Origin of the sequence: Streptomyces sp. R33 (genome assembly GCF_041200175.1) — a bacterium.
GTDB lineage: Bacteria > Actinomycetota > Actinomycetes > Streptomycetales > Streptomycetaceae > Streptomyces > Streptomyces katrae_B.
In genome coordinates, this window is the sequence record NZ_CP165727.1 from 92,815 (window position 1) to 112,205 (window position 19,391).

A 19,391-nucleotide genomic window follows, 5' to 3' on the forward strand; every position below is an offset into this window, starting at 1 on the left:
TCAGGCCGCAGCGAGACCCCGTTGGGGAGGCTGAGCCTCGAAGGTTCGCTGATCGCGTATGAGGGCCCATAGGACGTCGAGGCGTCGTCGGGCGAGGGCGAGGATCGCCTGTTTATGACTCTTTCCCTCGGCCCGTTTGCGGTCGTAGAAGGTCTTCGAGGTCAGGCAGAAGCGGGCTGCGATCTGGGCGGATAGGTAGAAAACGCGCAGGAGTCGGCGGTGGTAGCGGTGCGGCCGGCGCATGTTGCCGCTGATCCGGCCTGAGTCTCGTGGGACAGGTGCCAGACCAGCGACTCCGGCGAGTCGGCCTGCGGTTCCGAAGGCGTCCATGTCCCCGCCGGTGCAAGCGACGAACTCCGCCCCCAGCAACGGGCCCATGCCAGGCATGCTGAGGATCACCTCGGCATCCCGGTGCTCTCGGAAGCGTGCCGCGATCCTTGCATCCACGGCGGCGATCTCTTCGTCCAGAGCCAGGACCGACCGGGCCAGCGTGTTCACCACGGCTGCGGCTGTGCTCTCCCCGGCCACGGCGGTGTGCTGGGCCTGCGCTGCGGCGACGGCTGCATCGGCCATGGCCTGGGCGCCACGGACCTTGCGGTTCTTCAGCCAGGTCGCGAGTCGGCTCGGGCCGACCCGGCGGAGGCCAGCCGGGGTCTGATAGCCGGTCAGCAGGATGAGTGCGGATTTGGAGGCGGCGTAGTCGAAGGTCCGTTCCAGGGCGGGGAAGTACTCCAGGAGCTGGGCACGCATCCGGTTGATGGCGCGGGTCCGATCGGCGGCGAGGTCGTAGCGGCGGGCGGTGAGGATCTTCAGGTCCACCGCGATCTCGTCCCACTCCTGCAAAGGCTGCAGGTCCCGGCGCATCCGCGCCTGGTCGGCGATGACGTAGGCGTCCTTCGCATCGGTCTTGCCGTCCCCGCGGTAGCCACGGGAAGCGTGGTGGACGGTTCGGCCAGGGATGTACAGGAGTCGCTGTCCGTGGCTGGTCAGGAGGGCGATCAGCAGAGCGCCCCCACCGGCGTTCAGGTCGACGGCCCACGTAACCGGGCCGTCCTCAGCCAGTGCCAGCACATCGCCGAGCAGCTCCAGGAGCTCGGGCTCATTGTTGGGCACCCGGCGCGAGAGCACCTTCGTCCCGTCCGCGTCGATCACGGTGCAGTGATGCGCGGCCTTGCCGGCATCCGTCCCCGCCCAGAGCTCGGGCACCCGAGCCTCCCTCGTCGATCGGTTGACTGGTCCCTGCAGACGACCACGCCGACGTGTCCTTACGAAGCGATCTCTGTTCGCTCATCCCAATGAGTGGCCGTGTCGTCGCGGGGCACTGGGCGGCCAATCAGTCAAAGCCACACCTTCGGCAGGAGCGCCGTCCAGCCACACCCAGGCCCCTGGGTCTCCCGATCGTACGAAGGACCGGAATCAACCCGCCAACAAGGTAAGGAGCCTCGTAGTTGGCCTATGAGCGTTCTAGTCTAGTGGCCCGAGTCTGAGATTTCCTGCCTGTTCTGGCGAGAATGAAACCTATGGACCGTCTTCTGCATCTCGACCGTACGCTCGATGAGCTGGATCCACCCCGCTGGGCGCCTCCTGCCTCTGACGTGACCCCTTTGATCCGCAGGGTGCATGAGTTGCGGCGTATTCCGCTGGGCGAACTCGGTCCGGCGGAGCTGCGCACCCTGATCCCTCAGCAGGTGGCGCTGCCGTACGTCCTTCCGCTCGCAGTGCGCTTGTTGCTTGAGGAGCCGTTGATTGATGCCTACTTCTACGAGGGTGACCTGCTGCTTGTCACCGTCAATGTCCCCGCTGCAGCCTGGTCCCTGCTGCCAGACCTCGGCGCGCGCCTGTGCACCGTGATCGCGGCATTGCCGAAGGCAGTGGTCAACGGCTTGCCCGGGGCCAGCGCCGAGGAGCTCGCCCGCTTCGTCGCGAGGACCGGATCGCTTCGCTGACCGCAGGAAGGCTCAGCTGAAGGAACCTGCAAGGGGAGGGCTAACGATCCGAAGCACCGATTCGGTACCTGCGCGCCTTTCATGGGCACCGTCAGAACTGAAGCTCGGGCCACCAGGGACTCGGCCTCCTCCCGCTGGCGCCAGCAGGGGGTCCTTCTTGTAGCGCGAGAGGTCCGACAATCTTCGACAGGAAGAGAATCGACAGCAGCTTGCCGCCCCGGTTCTCCTAGTCCGCACCAGTCCAACGAGTAACCCGGCGAACTTTCCCGGTCACAGCACTGGACACCGCCACGCCCCGTTCCCCGACTTGCTGGAGATGGGGACATAGGTGCGTGGCTCAGGGCTTGCGGTGCCGTCCGCTTCCCTTGCCTAGGCGTGGCGTATGACCGGGTAGCTGCGCTGCTTCTGCTTGGGCTGAGGGGTTGAGGACCTGGCAAGCCGCCGCGTAGTTCTCCACCGTCGTCAGCGCCTGCCAGGCGAAGCCGTCCCATTTAAGGATCAGGCGCGGGGCGTCCGGGTCGAGGTGGGCGGCGCGCTGGGGGCCGCTGCTGAGAGTGACGGCTTTCAGTTCGCCCGGCTTGCGCAGGCGGCCTTCGCGGCGGGCGGCCCACCGGTCGAGGGGTTCGTCTTCCACGGTCGTGCCCTTCCTGGAGCAGGGGCAGCACCCTACCGAACAGGAGCAGCACCCCGCCCCCTACTCCTGATTGCGGAGGAGGGGGGATGGTATTTGCGGGTTCAGACCCTCGGGAGGCTTCCAATCCGGGTGGGGAGCAGTCGCGGCGGAGGCTGACACGGCTGCGATCGCGGGTCATCCCCCGCGTGCGCGGGGAGCAGGCTTCTTGACCTGGGACTCTATGCCGTCGACGAGCCGTTCTCGAGGACTTTCACCGAAACCGGCATTCAACCCATATCGCGAGTACTGTCGACGCGGGCAGGCGAGAACCTTTAGACCGGCCTCAGGCGAAATCGGCCCGGCCGTGGATTCCCGTGCCGCAGGGGGTTTCCGAACAAGGCGCTCCCGCCGTTGTGCGACACCACCCGTCCTGCCGAATCGCCGTTGCCCTAATTGCCGTCCGCGGGGATCCTCAAGGGTACGCCGGAATCGGTCGCCCACCGTTCCGGCCCCTGCTGATAGTCCTGCTGTCCGCAAAAGTGTTCGGCAAGCCGGGAACGGTGGGGCGGGCTTGTCGCATGCGGATTCAAACGGGCTGCCGGCAACAGCTACTACCGTCGTCCGTATGACAGCCGTGGATCCGACCGTCGAGGCGCTGCTCGCCGGCATACCCGCCCTTGCCCCGTACGCCCGGAAGGCCGTGCTGCTGCGTCCCAAGGCGGGTGAGCCATCATCGGACGCCAGTCATATCGGTGGTCCGATGCTGTGGCCCGGCGATGAGGAGTGGCCCCGGTGTCAGGGGCCGCACATGGTCGAGGTGCGGGAAAAGCTCTCCGATGCGGATCGGGAGACTTTGCAGCGGATCGACCGGGACTGGCGAGCCCGGCGGGCTGGGAAGGCCCATGATGCGTACGACGCCATTCGGAAGGAAGCCGAAATCCGTTCCCGGATCATGGACGGTGCCGACGTGCTCGACAAGGTCACGTGGGAGCGTATCCGGCAGGTGCCGGTGTCCAGCGTCCCCGGCGTACCGCTGATCGGGGTCCTGCAGCTCCTCAAGCAGGACGTACCCGTGGCCGATTGGCCGGAGGGCAGGGACGTGCTGCAGGTTCTGTGGTGCCCCCAGGAGCATTCCGAACTGCCGGGGCAGGCGCACTACTGGGGACCCGCCGTCGAGGTGCACTACCGTTCGGCCGCGTCTCTTGCCGCCGTACGGGATGTCCCCGTGCCGGTCGACGCCGTGGCCTCGTACGTGCCCCGGCCCTGCCTGCTCGATCCGGTTGAGGTCACGGAGCTCCCGGCCCAGGACGAACTGCCCGCGGACCTCTTCGGCGAAGCAAAGGCCTGGGCCGAGCAGCACGGCATCGAGTACCACCGCACTCTGGCCTGCCTGGAGGGATGGAAGGCCGGAGGCTGGCCGAGCTGGCACCTCACGGACCAGGTCCCGATCGACTGCGCCTGCGGTGCGACGACCCGTCTGTTCCTCACCGTCGACAGCGGCCGTGACCCTGATCTCAATGTCGGCCGGTTCGGTGAACTGCGCATCTTCACATGTCCCGTGGACGCCTCGCACCCGCTCCGCCTGAACATCCAGTAGCAACGCCCCTTCCATGTCGCGGGGGCTTGCTACTGAGCGTCTGCCGACCGGGCCTGAACACGCGACAGCTTGATGCGACGGCTCCCCGGATCGACATCGATGATCTCGACGGTAAGGATGTCACCGACCTGGATTCCCTCCTCGGGCTCGTCCACCGACATCTCGGCCGGTTCGGTGCGGTGCAGCAGTCCCTCCAAGCCGTGGTCCCGGTCCTCGATGCGGACCAAGGCACCGGACGGGGTGAGCCGGGTGACCGGTCCCCTGACGATCCGGCCGACCTGCTGCGCAAGCACCGACAACGGGTCTTCCTCCAGCGCCTTGAGCGACAACGGCACCCGCTGCCGGACGAGGTCGACGTCGAGGATCTCAGCGGTGACCTCTTGGCCCACCGTCAGTACGTCGGAGGGGTGGTCGATGTGGCGCCAGGACACCTCGGGCAGATTGATCATCGCGGTGAAACCGCCGATGTCGACGAAGGTGACGCCGAAATCGGGCATGGCGACGACGGTGCCGGTGCAGATCTGTCCTCGGTGCAGGGTGGTGAGGAACGCCCAGTGGCGATCGTCGGAGGTCGCCTCGGTCCTCCAGCGCGCCCGCAGGACGCCGTCCTCGTCGGGCAGGACGGCCGTCATGAGCGGTTGCCTTCCGTCGATGCAGAGGGACAGGGCCGATGCTGCACGGGCGCCGCAGACATGCGCCGCCAGTTCCGCGAACTGGCTCTCGTCGGCGACGATGCTCGCGATCCGGCCGTCCTCGTCCTCCCAGACGAACTCGATCAGGCCTTCCTCCGGCAGATCGGCGAGGACGGCGCCCACATCGGCGGAAAGGTCGGGCCAGACGGCCAAACGGGAGCGAGGAGCCAGCCGGGCGCGAACCGCGTCCAGCGAGTCGGCCTCGAGTCGGTGCCAGCGAGCGGCGTTGCCCACGTGGTTCTCCTCGAGAAGCGCCGCCTGGCGCGTCGCGACGCACCAGCGCACGCGGGCCCAGAAGACGTCATCGGCGGGCCGCTGTACCCCCGGCCCGTCGAGCTCGGCGTCGTGGGGAGAGGCGTCCAGACGCTCGGGGAACAGTCCCAGTGCGCGGGTACGTGCCACCGCCACCGGGCAGGGATCACTACTGCCGACGTAGACGTACTGGTCCCATCCGACGTGAATCGTGAACGTGCCCTCCACCTCCAGGCGGCACCAGGCGCCACTGCCGCGCAGCATCGCCCGAACCAGCTCCAGGGCGACGCTGAGCGAGACCCGCGCGCCATCGTGGTAGCCCGCACGGCCGGGCGGGAAGAGCCCGGCCAGGCCGTGACCCTCAACAGCCGATTCCGCCCCGAAACCGACGAAGCCCGCCGCTACCTGCGGTTCGCGTACGACAAGGCAGTCGATTCCGGTCTCCGCCGCGAAGACGGCAACAGCCTCCAGATAAGCACCTTCGACCGGCCCACAATCGCTGTGCACCTCTTCGGTACCTGTGTAGCGACCGTGCTCATCGCGATCGGCAGGATCGTGCTTGGTGATGCGGTAAACATGGGGCAGCACGTCACTGCCTGCCGACGGACGCATAAGCATGGTGCATGCCCGCATCATGTCGCTCGAGGCGGCCGCCCGCCACCAGCTTTCGAAGGCCCTGCCCCACGGCCGGGGCGCCAACTCACTGCCTCATCCTTCTGCGGCGCGTGGAGGCCGTCTCGCTCGCTTGTCAGCACGACATCGCTGATCGCCCCGAGCGCCCGCCCGCTGGCCTTGTTCATGAGAACGAGAACGGGCAGCGGATGTTCCACGACTTCGGGAGGGCCAGAGCACACCGATGATTCGCGCGCTGCTTGGGTTTTGACCCGAGAGGCGGCTGCCGAGGTCTGGCAGGCTGTGTGCGGCGCCGACCGCGTCACAGTCGTACAGGCGGCCTGGCCAGCTCAGTGATCGCCCGTATGTGGGCGCACGGGACGTGGCAGTGGCTGACGCCAGTCGCCCAGTCTCGTGAGGAGGAACCGGCGGGCGAGAGAACGTATATCGTTCCACGCCGAGTCCGTGGCCAGGGCGTTGTGCCAGAGTCCGACGCGGCAGGTGACATCGATCTCGCAGAGGCGACGGCCGATGGGCCGAAGACCGCGCAGATCCTCGGACTCGAAGACTCCGCGCGCCGCGAGTCCTTCGGAGACGCGGCACAGGAGCTCCACCTCTTCAACAACCTCCCTCGTCTCCAGCTCACGTTTGCCCAGCCAGGCAAGTTGATCCTGGGTGTCGGCTGCCAGGAGGGCCATAAAGTGCAGCGTCCAGGTGCGCAGGTGCGCGTCGCCGAGATCGTTCATTCATGCAGGATCTCACCAAGTGCTGTGACCTGGAAGGTTTGCCGGGTTGGTCGTTGTGCTCGCTGGGGTGTGGCGACTTCGACCGGCATAGAGTCACCGGTCAGGGTTCGCGGGCTGTCCGAGCAGGGCCCTATGCTGCCTGCTCGCCCGGTGGGGGCCCGAGAGTTCGGCCATGTCTGGGCGGGTGCTGAATCGATACCTCGGGCACCTTCCGCTCAAATCACCGGACGGAGGCGTGTCCCCCCCAACCCCTCGTCACTCTCCGCAGTTAGATTGGGCTCGGACGTCCGGTGCCCGGACCAGCCGCGGCGTCCTCCGCGTGGATCCGCGATCGTTCCCCTTCACCCAGCTTCCCTGCTCGGGCGCGCGAACGTGCCCAGGAAACGGAACCGCCATGCGGGTAATCGCATACTTCATGCACGAGCACGAGGAACAGGCAGCGCTGAACATCCTCGGCAACCCCACCGTCACCGACAGCTATGTCATCGGAGACATCACCGAAAGTGCCATTCCCCAGCTCGAGAGCGCCGGACTCACCGTCGACAGACTAGACGACGTCCGCAGCGAGATGTCCGCCGTGGCCCGCGGGCGTGTGACTGGCAGATCCGCCTTCGCCGAAGGGGACGGCGACGCGGAGGTCCTGGCCGTCGCACCCGGCGACCGCGCCTCGTGGATCGTCCAGCTCGGCGAACCGCTCGTCGAACGGCACCGGGACGAGATCGCTTCCACCGGCGTCGAGCTACAGCGCAGCGTCCCGGTCAACGCCTACATCGCGGCCGCCACCGAATCCCAGGCCACCCAACTGGCCAATCTCGACTTCGTGGTCTCCGTCGACCGCTACGGTCCCCAAGTGGCAGCCCCCGTCCGGCTCCGCGCGGGCGAATCCCCAGCCCCGCCCACCGCAGGCGAGCCGAAGACGGCCACTGGCGGCCGCATCTGGGATCTGCGGCTGGCAGATACGCCCGCCGCCCGCGAATCGGTCATGGCATGGCTCGAGGACCACGAGGACTCCTCCGGCCTGCGGCTCATCGCCTCCGCCTCACACCGCATCCGGCTCAAGATCTCCGAGGGGTCCCCGCTGGAGACGGAGATTCCCCAACTCCCCGACGTGCTCGACATGGTCGAGTACGTCCCGCCGAAGCTGTGCAACGACCTCGCCGTCCGCCTGATGGGCATCGTCCCCGACGGAGGGGGCAGCAGCGGCGCGCCGTTCACCGGCAAGGGACAGATCGTGGCGGTCGCCGACACCGGCCTCGACCAGACGCACCCCGACTTCCAGGGCCGCATCGTCGGCGTTGTCGCGCTCGGCCGCCCCGGCGACAGCGACGATCCAGACGGGCACGGCACCCATGTCGCTGGCTCCGTACTGGGAGACGGCTCCGCCTCCCAGGGCCAGATCCGCGGCGCCGCTCCCGAAGCGAAGCTCTACTTCCAATCGATCATGGATGCGGCGGGAAACCTCGGCGGACTGCCCCTCTCTCTCGCTGATCTCTTCGAGCCCGCCTACCAGGCCGGCGCCCGCATCCACAGCAACAGCTGGGGCGCCGCCACCCAATCCGCCTACACCATCGACTCCGACGACGTCGACTCGTACGTCCACGAACGCCGCGACATGCTCATCGTCATCGCCGCCGGCAACGAGGGATCCGCCGGCGTACGCCTGAACTCGCCCAAGGGCTTCGTCGACTGGGCATCCATCGGCTCACCCGGCTCCTGCAAGAACGCCCTCACCGTAGGAGCCGGCCGCAGTGACCGCACGAGCGGCGGCTTCTCCCAGGCCACCTACAACAGCTTGTGGCCGGGCGACTACCCCGACCCGCCCATCGGCGCCGAACGCGTCTCCGGTGACCCGGAGTCCCTTGCCGCCTTCAGCAGCCGCGGCCCCTGTGACGACTTCCGCATCAAGCCGGAGGTGGTGGCCCCCGGAACCGACATCCTGTCCACCCGGTCCTCCCTCGCCCCCTCGAACCACTTCTGGGGCCCCCCGCACCCCCAGAACCCCCGGTACGCCTACATGGGCGGGACCAGCATGGCCACCCCACTCGTCTCGGGCTGCGCCGCACTCGTACGCCAGTACTACGTCGACCGGCGCGATGCCGAGCCCAGCGCAGCCCTCGTCAAGGCCACCCTGATCAACGGCGCACGCACGCTCTCCGGGCCTGACTCGACGGCCAAAGACCCGCACTATCACCAGGGCTTCGGCGCCATCCACATGCCCACCACCCTTCCCCACGAGGGGGCGGCGAACTTCGAGCTCGAGTTCGTCGACACGTGGCAGAAGCCGGCCAAGCAGTTCCGGCGCACCGGGGAGCGCAAGCGCTTCAACGTGACCGCGGGATCAGCCACGCCCTTCCGGCTCTGCCTCGCGTACACGGACCTGCCCGGCCGCGGTCTCCAGAACGACATCAGCGTGATCGTGCAGGCTCCCGACGGTACCAAGCATGCCGGGAACACGGGACTGCCCAACTTGCTGATCGGCAGCGACTGCACCAACAATGTCGAGGTCGTCCGCATCGATGCGCCACCTGCCGGCACCTACCTCATCCAGGTCTTCGCCCGCAACCTGCTGGCCGGGCCGCAGGACTTCGCCCTCGTCGTCACCGGCGACCTGAACGGCCCGATCGCGCAACTGGCCAACTGACCCGGCCAGCGGGCAGATGGTGCGGCCGCTGCGGCGCCATCTGCCCGGGCCGGTCGGCGTCACCGCCCGATCAGCGGCAGCGCCGCCCGCCCGCGGTGTCCCCGTTGTAGCGATACGGCAATGTGATCTGGTCACGTCGCGGACGGGGTCCCCGTACGCCTGGACCAGGCGTGCGACGACCGGGAGACCGGGCTGTCGCCGCCCGAGGCCAGCAGCATCATCGGGCCCGCCTGAACCGCACCGAGCTGGTACTGCGCTGCCGCACGGCAGCCCTCTGCCCCTCTTGCTCGTCGCTATCCCAGCCGATGAGGTCCCACCCAAGGGTTTCGGTGTTGATGTCGTTCACGCGCATTGTCAAACCCTGTGGACTGACCCGACAGCCCAATGGCCGATCGATCAAGCAAGCGGCTTGCGGTAACGGACGTACTCGTTCTGCCGCCGGAACCCCACACTCTCGTAAAGGTCGTAGGACCGGTGCGGATTTGCCGTGCCCGTGAACAGCCGAGCGGTCGTTGCACCCTGCTCGCGAAGGCTCCGCAGCCCGTCCAGCAGCAGAACCCGGCCGATTCCGAGGCGTCGCTGGTCCCTCCGGACACTCAGCTCTTCCACCTCGCCCACGGCGTGGTCGTGACGGTGGATGGAGCAGAGGGCGACGCCGACCATGTCCTTCCCGTTCCAGGCAGCCCTCCAGCATGCCGGGTCGGCGGTGTCGACGAAGTCCTGGAAAGGCCATCTCTGAGTGAAACCGGGGTCCGCGTACGAATCGACGACCGTCCTCCAGGCTGCACGGTAGTGGCTTGTCCCGATCGGCCCTGTCCGTATCCCGGCTGGCAGCTCGCTGCCCGGCTCGGGCACCTGCTGCAGATCGCCCAGCTCCAGCTCGACCAGGCTGAAGACATGTCGGTAGCCGGCTGCGCGCAGAAGTGCCGTGGCGTCCTGCTCGGAGGCCATGGCGTTCGCGCCGATCACTGCCGTCCGCGCCGTTCCATGCTGTTTTACGAGCTGGCGGATCCGCTCTTCGGCCCAGCTCAGCATGGCTGAGCCGATGCCCTGTCCGCGATGCTCGGGCAAGAGGTAGCCGCGGTGCAGGTACAGCCACGTATCGTCCCGCTCTTGCCACCACCGGATCGTCGAGTAGCCGACGACGCTCCCGTCGAGCACCACCAGGATCTGGTTCTTGGACGGCTCCTCCAACTTGGCAGAAGCTTCGGCGATCTCGGCCGCTGTCGGGAGCCCTTCCACAACCGAATGGACATCAACCCGGTCCCGTTCAACACACCCCAGCCGCACCGCGGCCATGGCGCCGTGGTCTTCGTCGCCGCGATACGGCCGGAACCCGAAGCCGACCGGAAGGTCCTGTCCTGCCATGCCATCCAACATGACCGGATGTTCTCGAACTTCGAAGCAGGTCCGCCACCCTATTCACGCCGCGGTCGTCTGCGGCCATTCAACGAGCTGCCCGCGTTCAAAGCGGGCCCCCACGCGGACGAGGGCAACGAGGTGGGGTGCATTCACGGCTCGCCAGCGGGCCTGGGCGGACTCGACGAGCTTGAAGACCATCGCCAGGGCGGCGGCCCGGGATCCGGCGCCCTGGGTAACCTTGGTCCGCAGACGGACGGTCGCGAAGGTCGACTCGATGGGGTTGGTTGTCCGCAGGTGGATCCAATGCTCGGCGGGGAAGTCGTAGAAGGCCAGCAGCTCATCCTCGTCATCGACGATCTTCTTGACGGCCTTGGGGAACTTCGCGCCGTACTGCTTGGCGAACGCCTTGACCGCGGCGGCCGCGTGCTCCTTGTCCTCGGCGTTGTAGATGGCCTGGATAGCCTTCTTTGCCGCAGGCTGAGCTGACTTCGGGAGGTTGTCGAGGCAGTTGGCCGTTTTGTGAACCCAGTACCTTTGGTGGCGGGTTTCGGGGAAGACCTCGTTGACGGCACGACCATCCCGATCGTTCTCCCCGGCCTACGCTGGCTCAACAGCGTGTTCGTGGCCGAGAAAGAAGCAGACACATGCGATCTTCTGCCTCCCGTTCCAGCCGAGTCGTCGCGCTCGCCCTCGGCGCCGTCACGTCACTGGCCGTTCTGTCCGGCACTGCTGCGGCCGCCGGCATGGACGCCCCGTACGCCCGCGCCGCCGCGAAGGTCAGCGGCAGCGCCTCCCTCCTCGGATCCAGAACGTAGACACCGTCACCCGGGGAACCGGCACCAACCAGCCGGGCGTGTACTGCATCAAGGTCTCGGACTCCAACATCGGCCTGACCAGCGCGGCGATCCTCGCGACGCTCAACAACAGCCGGGGCGAAATCACCGCGATCGGCGGATCCCACGGCTACTGCGGCAACCCCACCGACACCATCACGATCGTGACGAGCGACAGCAGCGGCAACTCCGCGGACAGGCCGTTCACCGTCGCCGTGCTCTGACCCCGCCAAACACGGCCGGGCCCTGTCACCCCGGCCTCGACATTTCCGTTTGGGGAACGGTCACCGCGACCGTTTCCCAAACGCTTGCACAAAGTGGCTCTGCCCGCGATTCCGTGAAACGCATGGGTATCAGCTCAGCGAGAGCGACGTCGGCGGTGGTACGCGAACGTCAGGGCCAGCAGCAGGGGGCCCCAGAGGGTGAACAGACCGCTGACCGTCATCGCCAGCACGTCCCAACCCTCGGCGTACGGGAAGCCGTCCGCACCGCCGATGCGGAAGGCCCCGAACGCCCAATGGACCATCAGGGCCGTGAAGAAGAGGCCACTGATTGTCGCGGGGAGGATCGCTGCGAAGGGCGGTATGCGTTTGCCGCCCAGCTTGGGAACCCAGGTGGGCACAACCTCTCCCCACTTGCGGACCAAGCCGAAGCTGAGCAGTGCGAACGCCTCGGACATAATGCTGAGTCCGACGACGTAGGGAATGTTCCAGGGTGACGGCGGCAGGACCTCCCCGCCCATGCCGTAGCCGAAGGCGATGGGCAGACGCCACAGGCAGACAGGCAGCGCGACCAATGGCATCGCATGGGCGGCGCCGACTGCCCACCGGGGAACGGGCCACTCTGTCGCTGTCGTATCGATGTGCGCCGTGTGGGTTGTCATGCCCTCACTATGTCTGGGCAGCCCACGGACCTGGATCAACTCCGCGGACGATCCACCTCCCCCAGAAGGGCGAGGAGTGTGCGGTCCACAAGTCTGACTCCGCGACTGCGATCACCCACGTCATAGCCAGGTTTCACGGAACTGCGGCCAGAGCCCACAAAGTCCCCATTTTCGGCTGCCGGATACAGGGTTCTGATGAGCGGGGCCGTCGCTGCGGCGGCCGTGCGCGCCGAGCGGTACGCGAGCTAGTGTCCTGCGCCGGAGATCCGTTGGCAGAAGCGGGCGAGGGACTCGAGGATCTCTTCGGCTGTTTTGGTCCAGGTGAACGGGGTCGGGTTTTCGTTCCACTGCTTGACCCAGGCGCGGATGTCGGCTTCCAGGGAGCGCACACTCTTGTGGGCGCCGCGGCGGATCTTCTGATCCGCGAGGAAGCCGAACCATCGCTCCACTTGGTTGATCCAGGATGAGCCGGTGGGTGTGAAGTGCAGGTGGAACCGTGGATGTTTGGCCAGCCACGTCTTGATGGCCGGTGTCTTGTGGGTGCCATAGTTGTCACAGATCAAGTGGACCTGAAGGTGCTCGGGGACCTCCTTGTCGATCTTGATGAGGAACTTCTTGAACTCCGCGGCCCGGTGCCGGCGGTGCAGTGAGGTGATGACTTCACCGGTCGCGACATCGAAGGCCGCGAACAAGGTGGTCAGACCGTTGCGGACGTAGTCGTGAGTGCGGCGCTCGGGCATGCCGGGCATCAACGGCAACACTGGCTGAGAGCGGTCCAGAGCCTGGATCTGGGACTTCTCGTCCACCGACAGCACCACCGCTCCTTCAGGCGGGTTGAAATACAGCCCCACCACGTCGTAGAGCTTCTCCACGAACAGCGGGCCCGTCGACAGCTTGAACGTGTCACTCAAATGCGGTTTGAGCTGGAACTTTCGCCAGATCCGGCCCACTGTCGACTTCGACAGGCCACTGCGGTCGGCCATTGATGAACGCGACCAATGAGTGGCGTTCTGCGGGATCTCCTCCAGCGTGCTGACCACGACCGCCTCCACCTGATCAACGCTGATGGTCGGTGGCCGGCCCGGCCGCGGCTCGTCGACCAGTCCGTCCAGCCGAGCCGCCAGAAACCGACGACGCCACTTTCGGACCGTGTCGGCAGCGATGCGCAACTCCCGCGCCACCACGACAATCGGCGGCACATCAGCACCGGCACACGCCAACACGATGCGAGCCCGCAAGACCACTGCCTGCGCAGATGACGCCCTGCGGGCCCAACGCTCCAACACCACACGCTCATCGGGCGACAACAACAACGGTTCCAACTTCGGACCACGACGAGGCACCGACACATCCGCAGAAGCAGTCATACACAAACTAACGACGGATCTCCGGCGCAGGACACTAGGACTCGCTGGTTTTCGACGGGATCGACGATGTTCACGACAACTCCTAGGCCGACGGGGCCGGGGCGTCTCCGCGAGGAGCCGACCTACTCCCGCAGGACCTTCACAGCCCGGTCGAAGGCCGAGTCCTTGTTCTGGTCGAACTCCTCTGTGGTGAAGACCGGATCGGTGAGGTGCGGCGGGATGCCCGCGCCATCGAAGGTCCTGCCCGACCGGGTCAGCAGCTCCTCGTTCGGCAGCCAGACCGACATGCCGTTGGGGAGCTTGCGCACCATGACATCCGAGAAGACGCCCTGCGTGGGCTGCCCGATCCGCACAGTCCGGCCGGGCCGGTCCATGAGGGCCTGGGTGAAGGTCTCTCCCGCGCTGACGGTTGAGCCGCCGGTCAGCACGGCGACCGGTCCGGAATAGCGGGGGCCCTGGGCGGGCGTGACGTACAGGGGCTGGGGGCGCGTGTGTTGGGTGGGGTCCGCGGGATCGTTGCGGGCCCGCTTGGCGTAGGCGAGGTAGGGGGTGTCGGTCAGCCGCCCGGCGATGTGGAGCCCCATGGCGTCGGAGCCGCCGCCGTTGATCCGCAGGTCGATGACCAGGCCCTTCAGGTGGCGGGTGCGTTCCTGGTCGAGGACCGTGTCCAGCGCCTTGTCGAGCTCGGCCAGCTCGGCGGCGTAGGGGGCCTTGCCGCCCGTGTAGCCGCCGAAACCGGAGATCCGCAGGTAGCCCTGCCCGCCGGGGAGGTCGGCGTAGGTGATCCGCCCGGCGGCGAAGTCCTGCAGGTTCCGGGCGTTCTTGAGGTCGCGCTCCACGACGAACTTCTTGACCTTGGCGTCGAGCGTCCCGTCGGGCCGGACGGTGCCCGGGCGGACCTGCGCGAAGGCCCGGTCGGGGTCTCCGTCGCCGTCGACGTCGAAGACGGCGACGTGCGCGTCGTGGAGCGGCTCGACCATCTTGCTGAAGACGGCGAAGAGTTCGTCCGGGGTCGTCCTGTCGTGGACCGTGGGCCGGTACCGGTCGCGTACGGCGTGCCAGTCGATGCCCTTGGCGGCGAAGAAGGGGTAGTTCTCCTCGAAGGACTGCCAGAAAACGTCGAAGGAGGCGAGCGGACTCCCGGGGGCGGAACGCGTGCAGGCGTCGGGCAGTTCCGTCATCCGGCGCAGGTTCCGTTCGCCGACGTCACCGTCCATCCGTACGGAAGCGCGGTCCCGGTCCCCGCGGGTGCGCACGGTGAGGACGGTGCCTCCAGGCGTGGTGTAGGCGCCGGGGCCGGTCCGCTGCGCGCTGTCGCCCGCGATGCAGCTGACGGCGGTGGTCTGGTACTCCTGGAGGGTTCCGTTCCGGATGGACAACGCGGTGCCGTAGCCGTCGGTGCGCCAGATTCCGTCGGTGGCCGGCTGGCGGGCGGTTACGGCCGGTGCGGCTGCGCCGACGAGGGCCAGGACTACGGCGGTGGCCGTGACGATGCGCACGATCTTGTCTTCTCTGTAGGCGACTTGCTGGGTATACCGCCCCACCGTCGCCGACACGGGATCCACCGGGCCATCCGGCTGTCCGGCCGATCGGGGGTGGGGCCAGCCCCCACTACCCGCGGTAACCGGGAGCACAGGCCTAGTTCCTTTGCGGAGTTTGAGGCTTTTGTTGACCTGCTGACGGAGCCGAACCTCACTTTGCGTCAAGGTCCAGCCGTTCAACACAGGGGGCCTGCAACGCGAAACGCGGCAGTGCGCACAGGACCTTGGCGACGCGGGCGCTGGCGGCCGCGAATAGCGCCCACGCGGGCCTTGGCAACACGGGCATCGGCAGCCACGGCATCGGAAACTCCGGCCTCGGTAGCTCCGGCCTCGGCAACTGAGGCGGGCTCACGGCCCCGCATCACCGAGTCGCACGACGCGCCCGGCTGACGTCGGGCCGGTCCACCCCGGGCCGCCCGTTCCATGAGCGGCAGGCCCGGGTGTCTGGCGCGGAGCAGCTGGCCCGCGCGGTGCGGAACGCCGTCCGCGCGGCGACCTCAGACAGCGACCAGCCGGACGTCATCCAGGTGGCTGGCGGTCGGCCAAGGCGTTGACGGCTTCGCGGGCCGCGCTGTGAGCGAAGTGGCCGGCCTCCCGCATGTAGTGGTCCAGGACGGCGTCGGTGGCTGCCGGGTGGTCGATTCCGGAGAGTCCGCGGAAGGCGGCGGCATGGAGGTGGAAGGCGAGGTGGGAGCCCAGTTCGTCCGGTCGTTCGAGGATCCGGCACAGGGCGTCGATGGTGCGCGGGTCGCGCAGGCGCGCGATGCCGTGGACCGCGTGCACCGCGGCCTGCGTGTCGTCCTCAACGGCGAGGGCGGTCAGGGTGTCAAGGTCGGCGAGGCCAGCGCACCGGGCGAGCAGCGACACACCTCGATGCGGAGCCGGCCCTCGGTGGTGGGGAGCAAAATGCGCATGGCGGGGAGGGCGGCGGCTCCGAGGTCCCCGAGGGAGCGCTCACCTTCGTCGCCGTCACACAAATCAACGGCACGCTGTATTTCGGGCCTCCGATCAACGACCCGGCGCGCGTCGACACACTTGCCTGAGCCTGGTTCGGGGTCAACGCTCTGCGCATCGGGGCCACAGCCTTCGCCACGGTCAAACTCATCGACTTCTACCTGAACATCCGCGGTACGTCGACACGTTATCCCGCATGACCTGCCTCTCGACCGCCCACCACCGAGGTATCACCTCAGCCGCATCAACGGGATACACCAGCCCGCAGGCCAGGGCCGAAGCTGGCTCTCACCGTGGGCAGCGTGCATTGACGATCCGGCGCGGGCTCGGGCATCGGCTGCTTCCCCGCGGGGTGCCCCGTCGCGATTGTCAAGGGGCTGGAGGTGGTCACAGCTGAAGCGCCAGGAACGCCGGGCCGGCCGCGTTTGCGCCGCAGATCAAGCCTCGCCACGATCGGGATCTTCCCTGTCACAGGTGGGGGCGGCCGTCACCTACGGGCTGTCCTTCCCACAGCGGGCGGGTGAGCACGGCGGGCTGCCGCATGGTGCTGGAGGCCGGGCGCGGCCGGGCTGGTTGAAGGGCGACAAGGTGGCGGACCACTCGTCACGGTCGGTGGCGTCGCCGGTGTGACAACCGGCGTCGTGCCCAACTCCGTGGCATCCGTGGAACTCTTCGAAGCTGTGGATCAACGTGAGTAACGTGGCGGTCGCGACGGGCCGCTCACGGAAACCGTCAGCGTCTGAACCTGACTTGAGGCTAACGTTCGATTCTCTCGACGATGAATGATCGGAAACTTGCGCTAGAAAAAGTGCTGGCCGATCGGCACAGTAGCTCCGAGTCGATCAATCACTCAACCCGAACGAACGGCCGGTGGTCTTGCGGAGCCTGATTGCGCCCCGGTCCGCAACGCGAGCGATCGCGCGACACCAACCCTGTCCGCTTGCAATCCCGTTGACCTGCCCGACGGCAGTACGTACCGCACCACATTACCCATGGAAAGTGAGAGCCGGCGTGAGTGAGCAGTCTCTCCTGATGCCTGCGGCACCATAGGGAGCGGTCTATCCCAGTACCGAGGCAGGAGACACCGGTTACAGCAAGGTTGCGGGACCGTCACCGTCAGCGGCAGCCATAACTCGATCTACGTGGAGTCCGCCGACATCCTGACGGTCCGCGGGGACGTCAATGGGGTGGCAGTGAAGACCGTCAGTACCCTCAGAGTCGAAGGCCTCATTAATACTGCAATCACAGTTATGGGGTGTGTCCGCGTGGGACTGTAAAGAGAACGGCCCTGTCTCACATTCGGTGGTGACGCAGAGTGGTGTAGGTCGTTGATGTGAGCGTGGAGAATCTCAACGAGCTGGTGGCGACGGTGTTTTCGGGGATATCCCCGCTGGTCATCGAGGATGTGGTCGACGAGGGTGAGCGCGTGGTCGTGAGGGCACGGACTCCGGGATCGACCGCGGTCTGCCCGGTGTGCGGGGTGTTGTCGGTGCGGGTGCACGGCTATCACTGGCGGACGGTCGCCGACCTGCCGATCGACGGCCGGCGGGTCGTGGTCCGTGTCCGGGTTCGGCGTCTGGTGTGTCCTACCCGCGGTTGCCGCCACACTTTTCGCGAGCAGCTGCCTGGGGTGCTGGAGCGATACCAGCGGCGCACAACCCGCCTGACCAGGCAGATCAAGGCTGTGGTCAAGGAGTTAGCGGGCCGTGCGGGATCGCGTCTGCTGGCGGTACTCGCGATGGGCCTGTCGCGTCACACGGCCCTGCGCACCCTGCTGCGCATTGCGCTGCCCACCGGGCGGGTGCCCCGCGTGATCGGTGTCGACGATTTCGCTCTGCGCCGGCGGCACCGATACGCCACCGTGGTGATCGACGCGGAAACGCATGAGCGGATTGACGTGCTGCCCGACCGCACGGCCGACACGCTGGAAACGTGGCTGCGCGAGAATCCGGGCGTCGAGGTCGTGTGCCGTGACGGTTCAGCGACCTACGCGGAGGCCATCCGCCGTGCCCTGCCCGACGCAGTGCAGGTCGCCGACCGGTGGCACTTGTGGCACAACCTCTGCGAAACCGCCCTGAGTGAGGTCAAGGCACACAGCGCCTGCTGGGCCGCCGTGCTGGACACTCCAATTTACGAAGGACCACGAGCCGAGACTACGCTCGAGCGTTGGCACCAGGTCCACGGCCTCCTCCAGCAGCGTGTGAGCCTGCTGGAATGCGCCCGTCGACTGCAACTGTCCCTGAACACTGTCAAACGTTATGCCCGCGCCGACCGACCCGAGCGCATGCTCCGCGTCCCCAAGTACCGGGCCAGTCTCGTCGATCCCTATCGCGAGCACCTGCGCAGACGCCGAGCTGATGACCCTGCTGTTCCCGTCCAGCACCTCTTCGAGGAGATCAAGGCCCTCGGGTTCACGGGCTGCCTCAACCTCCTGCACAAGTACATCAACCAAGGCCGCGCGGACGCCGACCGCAGCCACATCTCCCCGCGCAGGCTGGCCCGGATGCTCCTGACCAGGCCCGAGAACCTCAAGACCGGACATCGCGATCTCCTCGATCAGCTGACCGCCGCCTGCCCCGAGATGACCGACCTGGCCACCGCCGTCCGGACTTTCGCCCAGCTCCTGAAGCCTCGGCCCGAGAACGTCGACGCGCTCGATCACTGGATCACCCAGGTCCGCGCAGCGGACCTGCCACACCTGCACGCCTTCACCCGCGGCCTCGAGCGAGACCACGACGCCGTGATCGCCGCGGTCACACTTCCGTACAGCAACGGCCCCGCCGAAGGCGTCAACACCAAGACCAAGCGGATCTCACGCCAGATGCACGGACGCGCAGGCTTCAACCTCCTCCGTCACCGCATCCTTCTCGGATAGCGACACACTCCGTCACCACCGAATGTCAGACAGGGCCGTTCTCTTTACAGTCCCTGCCCAACCGTCACGGCAAGCACCGTTGCAGTACTAGGGCTTCAAGTTCTCGGTGAGGGGCGCGGAGCAGCGGCTGCACCCTGCCGTGCTCACGCCGGAGCGGGGCCTGGCGGTGGCCGGCGGCCTGGGCGCGCCGCCGCGCTGGCCGAGCCGGTCCGCCGGACCGGGTACCGCTCACGGTCCCGCCCGGCGTCGACTACCACCGCCTCTCAGCCAGCGAGCACACGTGGATCTTCCACGAGCTGATCGTCCGATGTACCTGAGCTCCATCACCCCGCAGGACGACCCGGTCACCCTGTACGTGATGGGCCCGTAGGGAGCCGGGAAAACCCACATGGCGCGCATGCTGCCGCCGCGCGCTGTGGGAGCGAGCCTGTGACCCCTCCAAAGGGTCTGCGGTGCTCAAAGGAACCCAACTCGGCG

At 67.2% G+C, this 19,391-nt stretch carries 16 protein-coding genes and 1 pseudogene; 7 read left to right on the forward strand and 10 right to left on the reverse strand.

The features are described from left to right. Positions 1 to 1,206: an IS110 family transposase gene (locus tag AB5J51_RS00470; protein WP_369776341.1), complete on the reverse strand. Its 1,206-nt coding sequence runs from the start codon at positions 1,204 to 1,206 to the stop codon at positions 1 to 3. Positions 1,207 to 1,520: 314 nt separating this feature from the next. Between AB5J51_RS00470 and AB5J51_RS00475 the strand changes: the two genes are divergently transcribed. Beyond that, a complete protein-coding gene (locus tag AB5J51_RS00475; protein ID WP_369776342.1) occupies positions 1,521 to 1,946 on the forward strand; it encodes a contact-dependent growth inhibition system immunity protein in 426 nt (141 codons plus the stop codon). Between the two features lie 337 nt (positions 1,947 to 2,283). Here AB5J51_RS00475 and AB5J51_RS00480 read toward each other — a convergent pair whose 3' ends face one another. Beyond that, the gene (locus tag AB5J51_RS00480) at positions 2,284 to 2,580 is read right to left on the reverse strand and encodes a DUF6087 family protein (protein ID WP_369776343.1); all 297 of its coding nucleotides are present in this window, start codon (positions 2,578 to 2,580) and stop codon (positions 2,284 to 2,286) included. A gap of 604 nt (positions 2,581 to 3,184) precedes the next feature. Here AB5J51_RS00480 and AB5J51_RS00485 point away from each other — a divergent pair. Next, the gene (locus AB5J51_RS00485) at positions 3,185 to 4,156 is read left to right on the forward strand and encodes a hypothetical protein (protein WP_369776344.1); all 972 of its coding nucleotides are present in this window, start codon (positions 3,185 to 3,187) and stop codon (positions 4,154 to 4,156) included. Positions 4,157 to 4,185: 29 nt separating this feature from the next. Here the strand turns inward: AB5J51_RS00485 and AB5J51_RS00490 are convergent, their stop codons facing one another. Together AB5J51_RS00490 and AB5J51_RS00495 are read right to left on the reverse strand one after the other, a co-directional pair. Next, positions 4,186 to 5,718, reverse strand: coding sequence for a S1 RNA-binding domain-containing protein (locus AB5J51_RS00490; protein ID WP_369776345.1), 1,533 nt, complete (start codon positions 5,716 to 5,718; stop codon positions 4,186 to 4,188). Between the two features lie 344 nt (positions 5,719 to 6,062). Beyond that, positions 6,063 to 6,458, reverse strand: a complete 396-nt coding sequence (locus AB5J51_RS00495) for a hypothetical protein (protein WP_369776346.1) — start codon at positions 6,456 to 6,458, stop codon at positions 6,063 to 6,065. Between the two features lie 394 nt (positions 6,459 to 6,852). On the opposite strand from AB5J51_RS00495, the gene AB5J51_RS00500 reads away from it, so the two are divergent. Beyond that, positions 6,853 to 9,099 (forward strand): S8 family serine peptidase, encoded by a 2,247-nt coding sequence (locus tag AB5J51_RS00500; RefSeq protein ID WP_369776347.1) that lies wholly within the window; start codon positions 6,853 to 6,855, stop codon positions 9,097 to 9,099. Between the two features lie 396 nt (positions 9,100 to 9,495). On the opposite strand, the gene AB5J51_RS00505 is transcribed toward AB5J51_RS00500, so the two are convergent. Beyond that, positions 9,496 to 10,467 (reverse strand): GNAT family N-acetyltransferase, encoded by a 972-nt coding sequence (locus AB5J51_RS00505; RefSeq protein ID WP_369776348.1) that lies wholly within the window; start codon positions 10,465 to 10,467, stop codon positions 9,496 to 9,498. A gap of 54 nt (positions 10,468 to 10,521) precedes the next feature. Then, positions 10,522 to 11,034: pseudogene (locus tag AB5J51_RS00510) on the reverse strand (transposase); the annotation flags it as partial. A gap of 71 nt (positions 11,035 to 11,105) precedes the next feature. On the opposite strand from AB5J51_RS00510, the gene AB5J51_RS00515 reads away from it, so the two are divergent. Both AB5J51_RS00515 and AB5J51_RS00520 read left to right on the forward strand, forming a co-directional pair. Next, positions 11,106 to 11,276, forward strand: coding sequence for a hypothetical protein (locus tag AB5J51_RS00515; RefSeq protein WP_369776349.1), 171 nt, complete (start codon positions 11,106 to 11,108; stop codon positions 11,274 to 11,276). Between the two features lie 38 nt (positions 11,277 to 11,314). Continuing rightward, entirely contained in the window at positions 11,315 to 11,518 is a 204-nt protein-coding gene (locus AB5J51_RS00520; protein ID WP_369776350.1) for a hypothetical protein, read from the forward strand. A gap of 134 nt (positions 11,519 to 11,652) precedes the next feature. Here the strand turns inward: AB5J51_RS00520 and AB5J51_RS00525 are convergent, their stop codons facing one another. The 4 genes from AB5J51_RS00525 to AB5J51_RS00540 form a co-directional block, all read right to left on the reverse strand. Next, positions 11,653 to 12,177, reverse strand: a complete 525-nt coding sequence (locus AB5J51_RS00525; RefSeq protein WP_369776351.1) for a hypothetical protein — start codon at positions 12,175 to 12,177, stop codon at positions 11,653 to 11,655. Between the two features lie 245 nt (positions 12,178 to 12,422). Then, on the reverse strand, positions 12,423 to 13,544 hold the full coding sequence (locus tag AB5J51_RS00530) for an IS630 family transposase (protein WP_369776352.1): 1,122 nt from the start codon (positions 13,542 to 13,544) through the stop codon (positions 12,423 to 12,425). Between the two features lie 122 nt (positions 13,545 to 13,666). Next, positions 13,667 to 15,043 carry a S41 family peptidase gene (locus AB5J51_RS00535; RefSeq protein WP_369776353.1) on the reverse strand — a complete coding sequence of 459 codons (1,377 nt, stop codon included), beginning with the start codon at positions 15,041 to 15,043 and terminating at the stop codon, positions 13,667 to 13,669. Positions 15,044 to 15,604: 561 nt separating this feature from the next. Beyond that, a complete protein-coding gene (locus tag AB5J51_RS00540; protein ID WP_369776354.1) occupies positions 15,605 to 15,952 on the reverse strand; it encodes a hypothetical protein in 348 nt (115 codons plus the stop codon). Between the two features lie 1,133 nt (positions 15,953 to 17,085). Here AB5J51_RS00540 and AB5J51_RS00545 point away from each other — a divergent pair. Together AB5J51_RS00545 and AB5J51_RS00550 are read left to right on the forward strand one after the other, a co-directional pair. Further along, positions 17,086 to 17,316, forward strand: coding sequence for a DUF3060 domain-containing protein (locus tag AB5J51_RS00545; protein ID WP_369780181.1), 231 nt, complete (start codon positions 17,086 to 17,088; stop codon positions 17,314 to 17,316). Between the two features lie 56 nt (positions 17,317 to 17,372). Next, positions 17,373 to 18,914, forward strand: coding sequence for an ISL3 family transposase (locus AB5J51_RS00550; RefSeq protein WP_369776355.1), 1,542 nt, complete (start codon positions 17,373 to 17,375; stop codon positions 18,912 to 18,914). Positions 18,915 to 19,391: the final 477 nt, after the last annotated feature.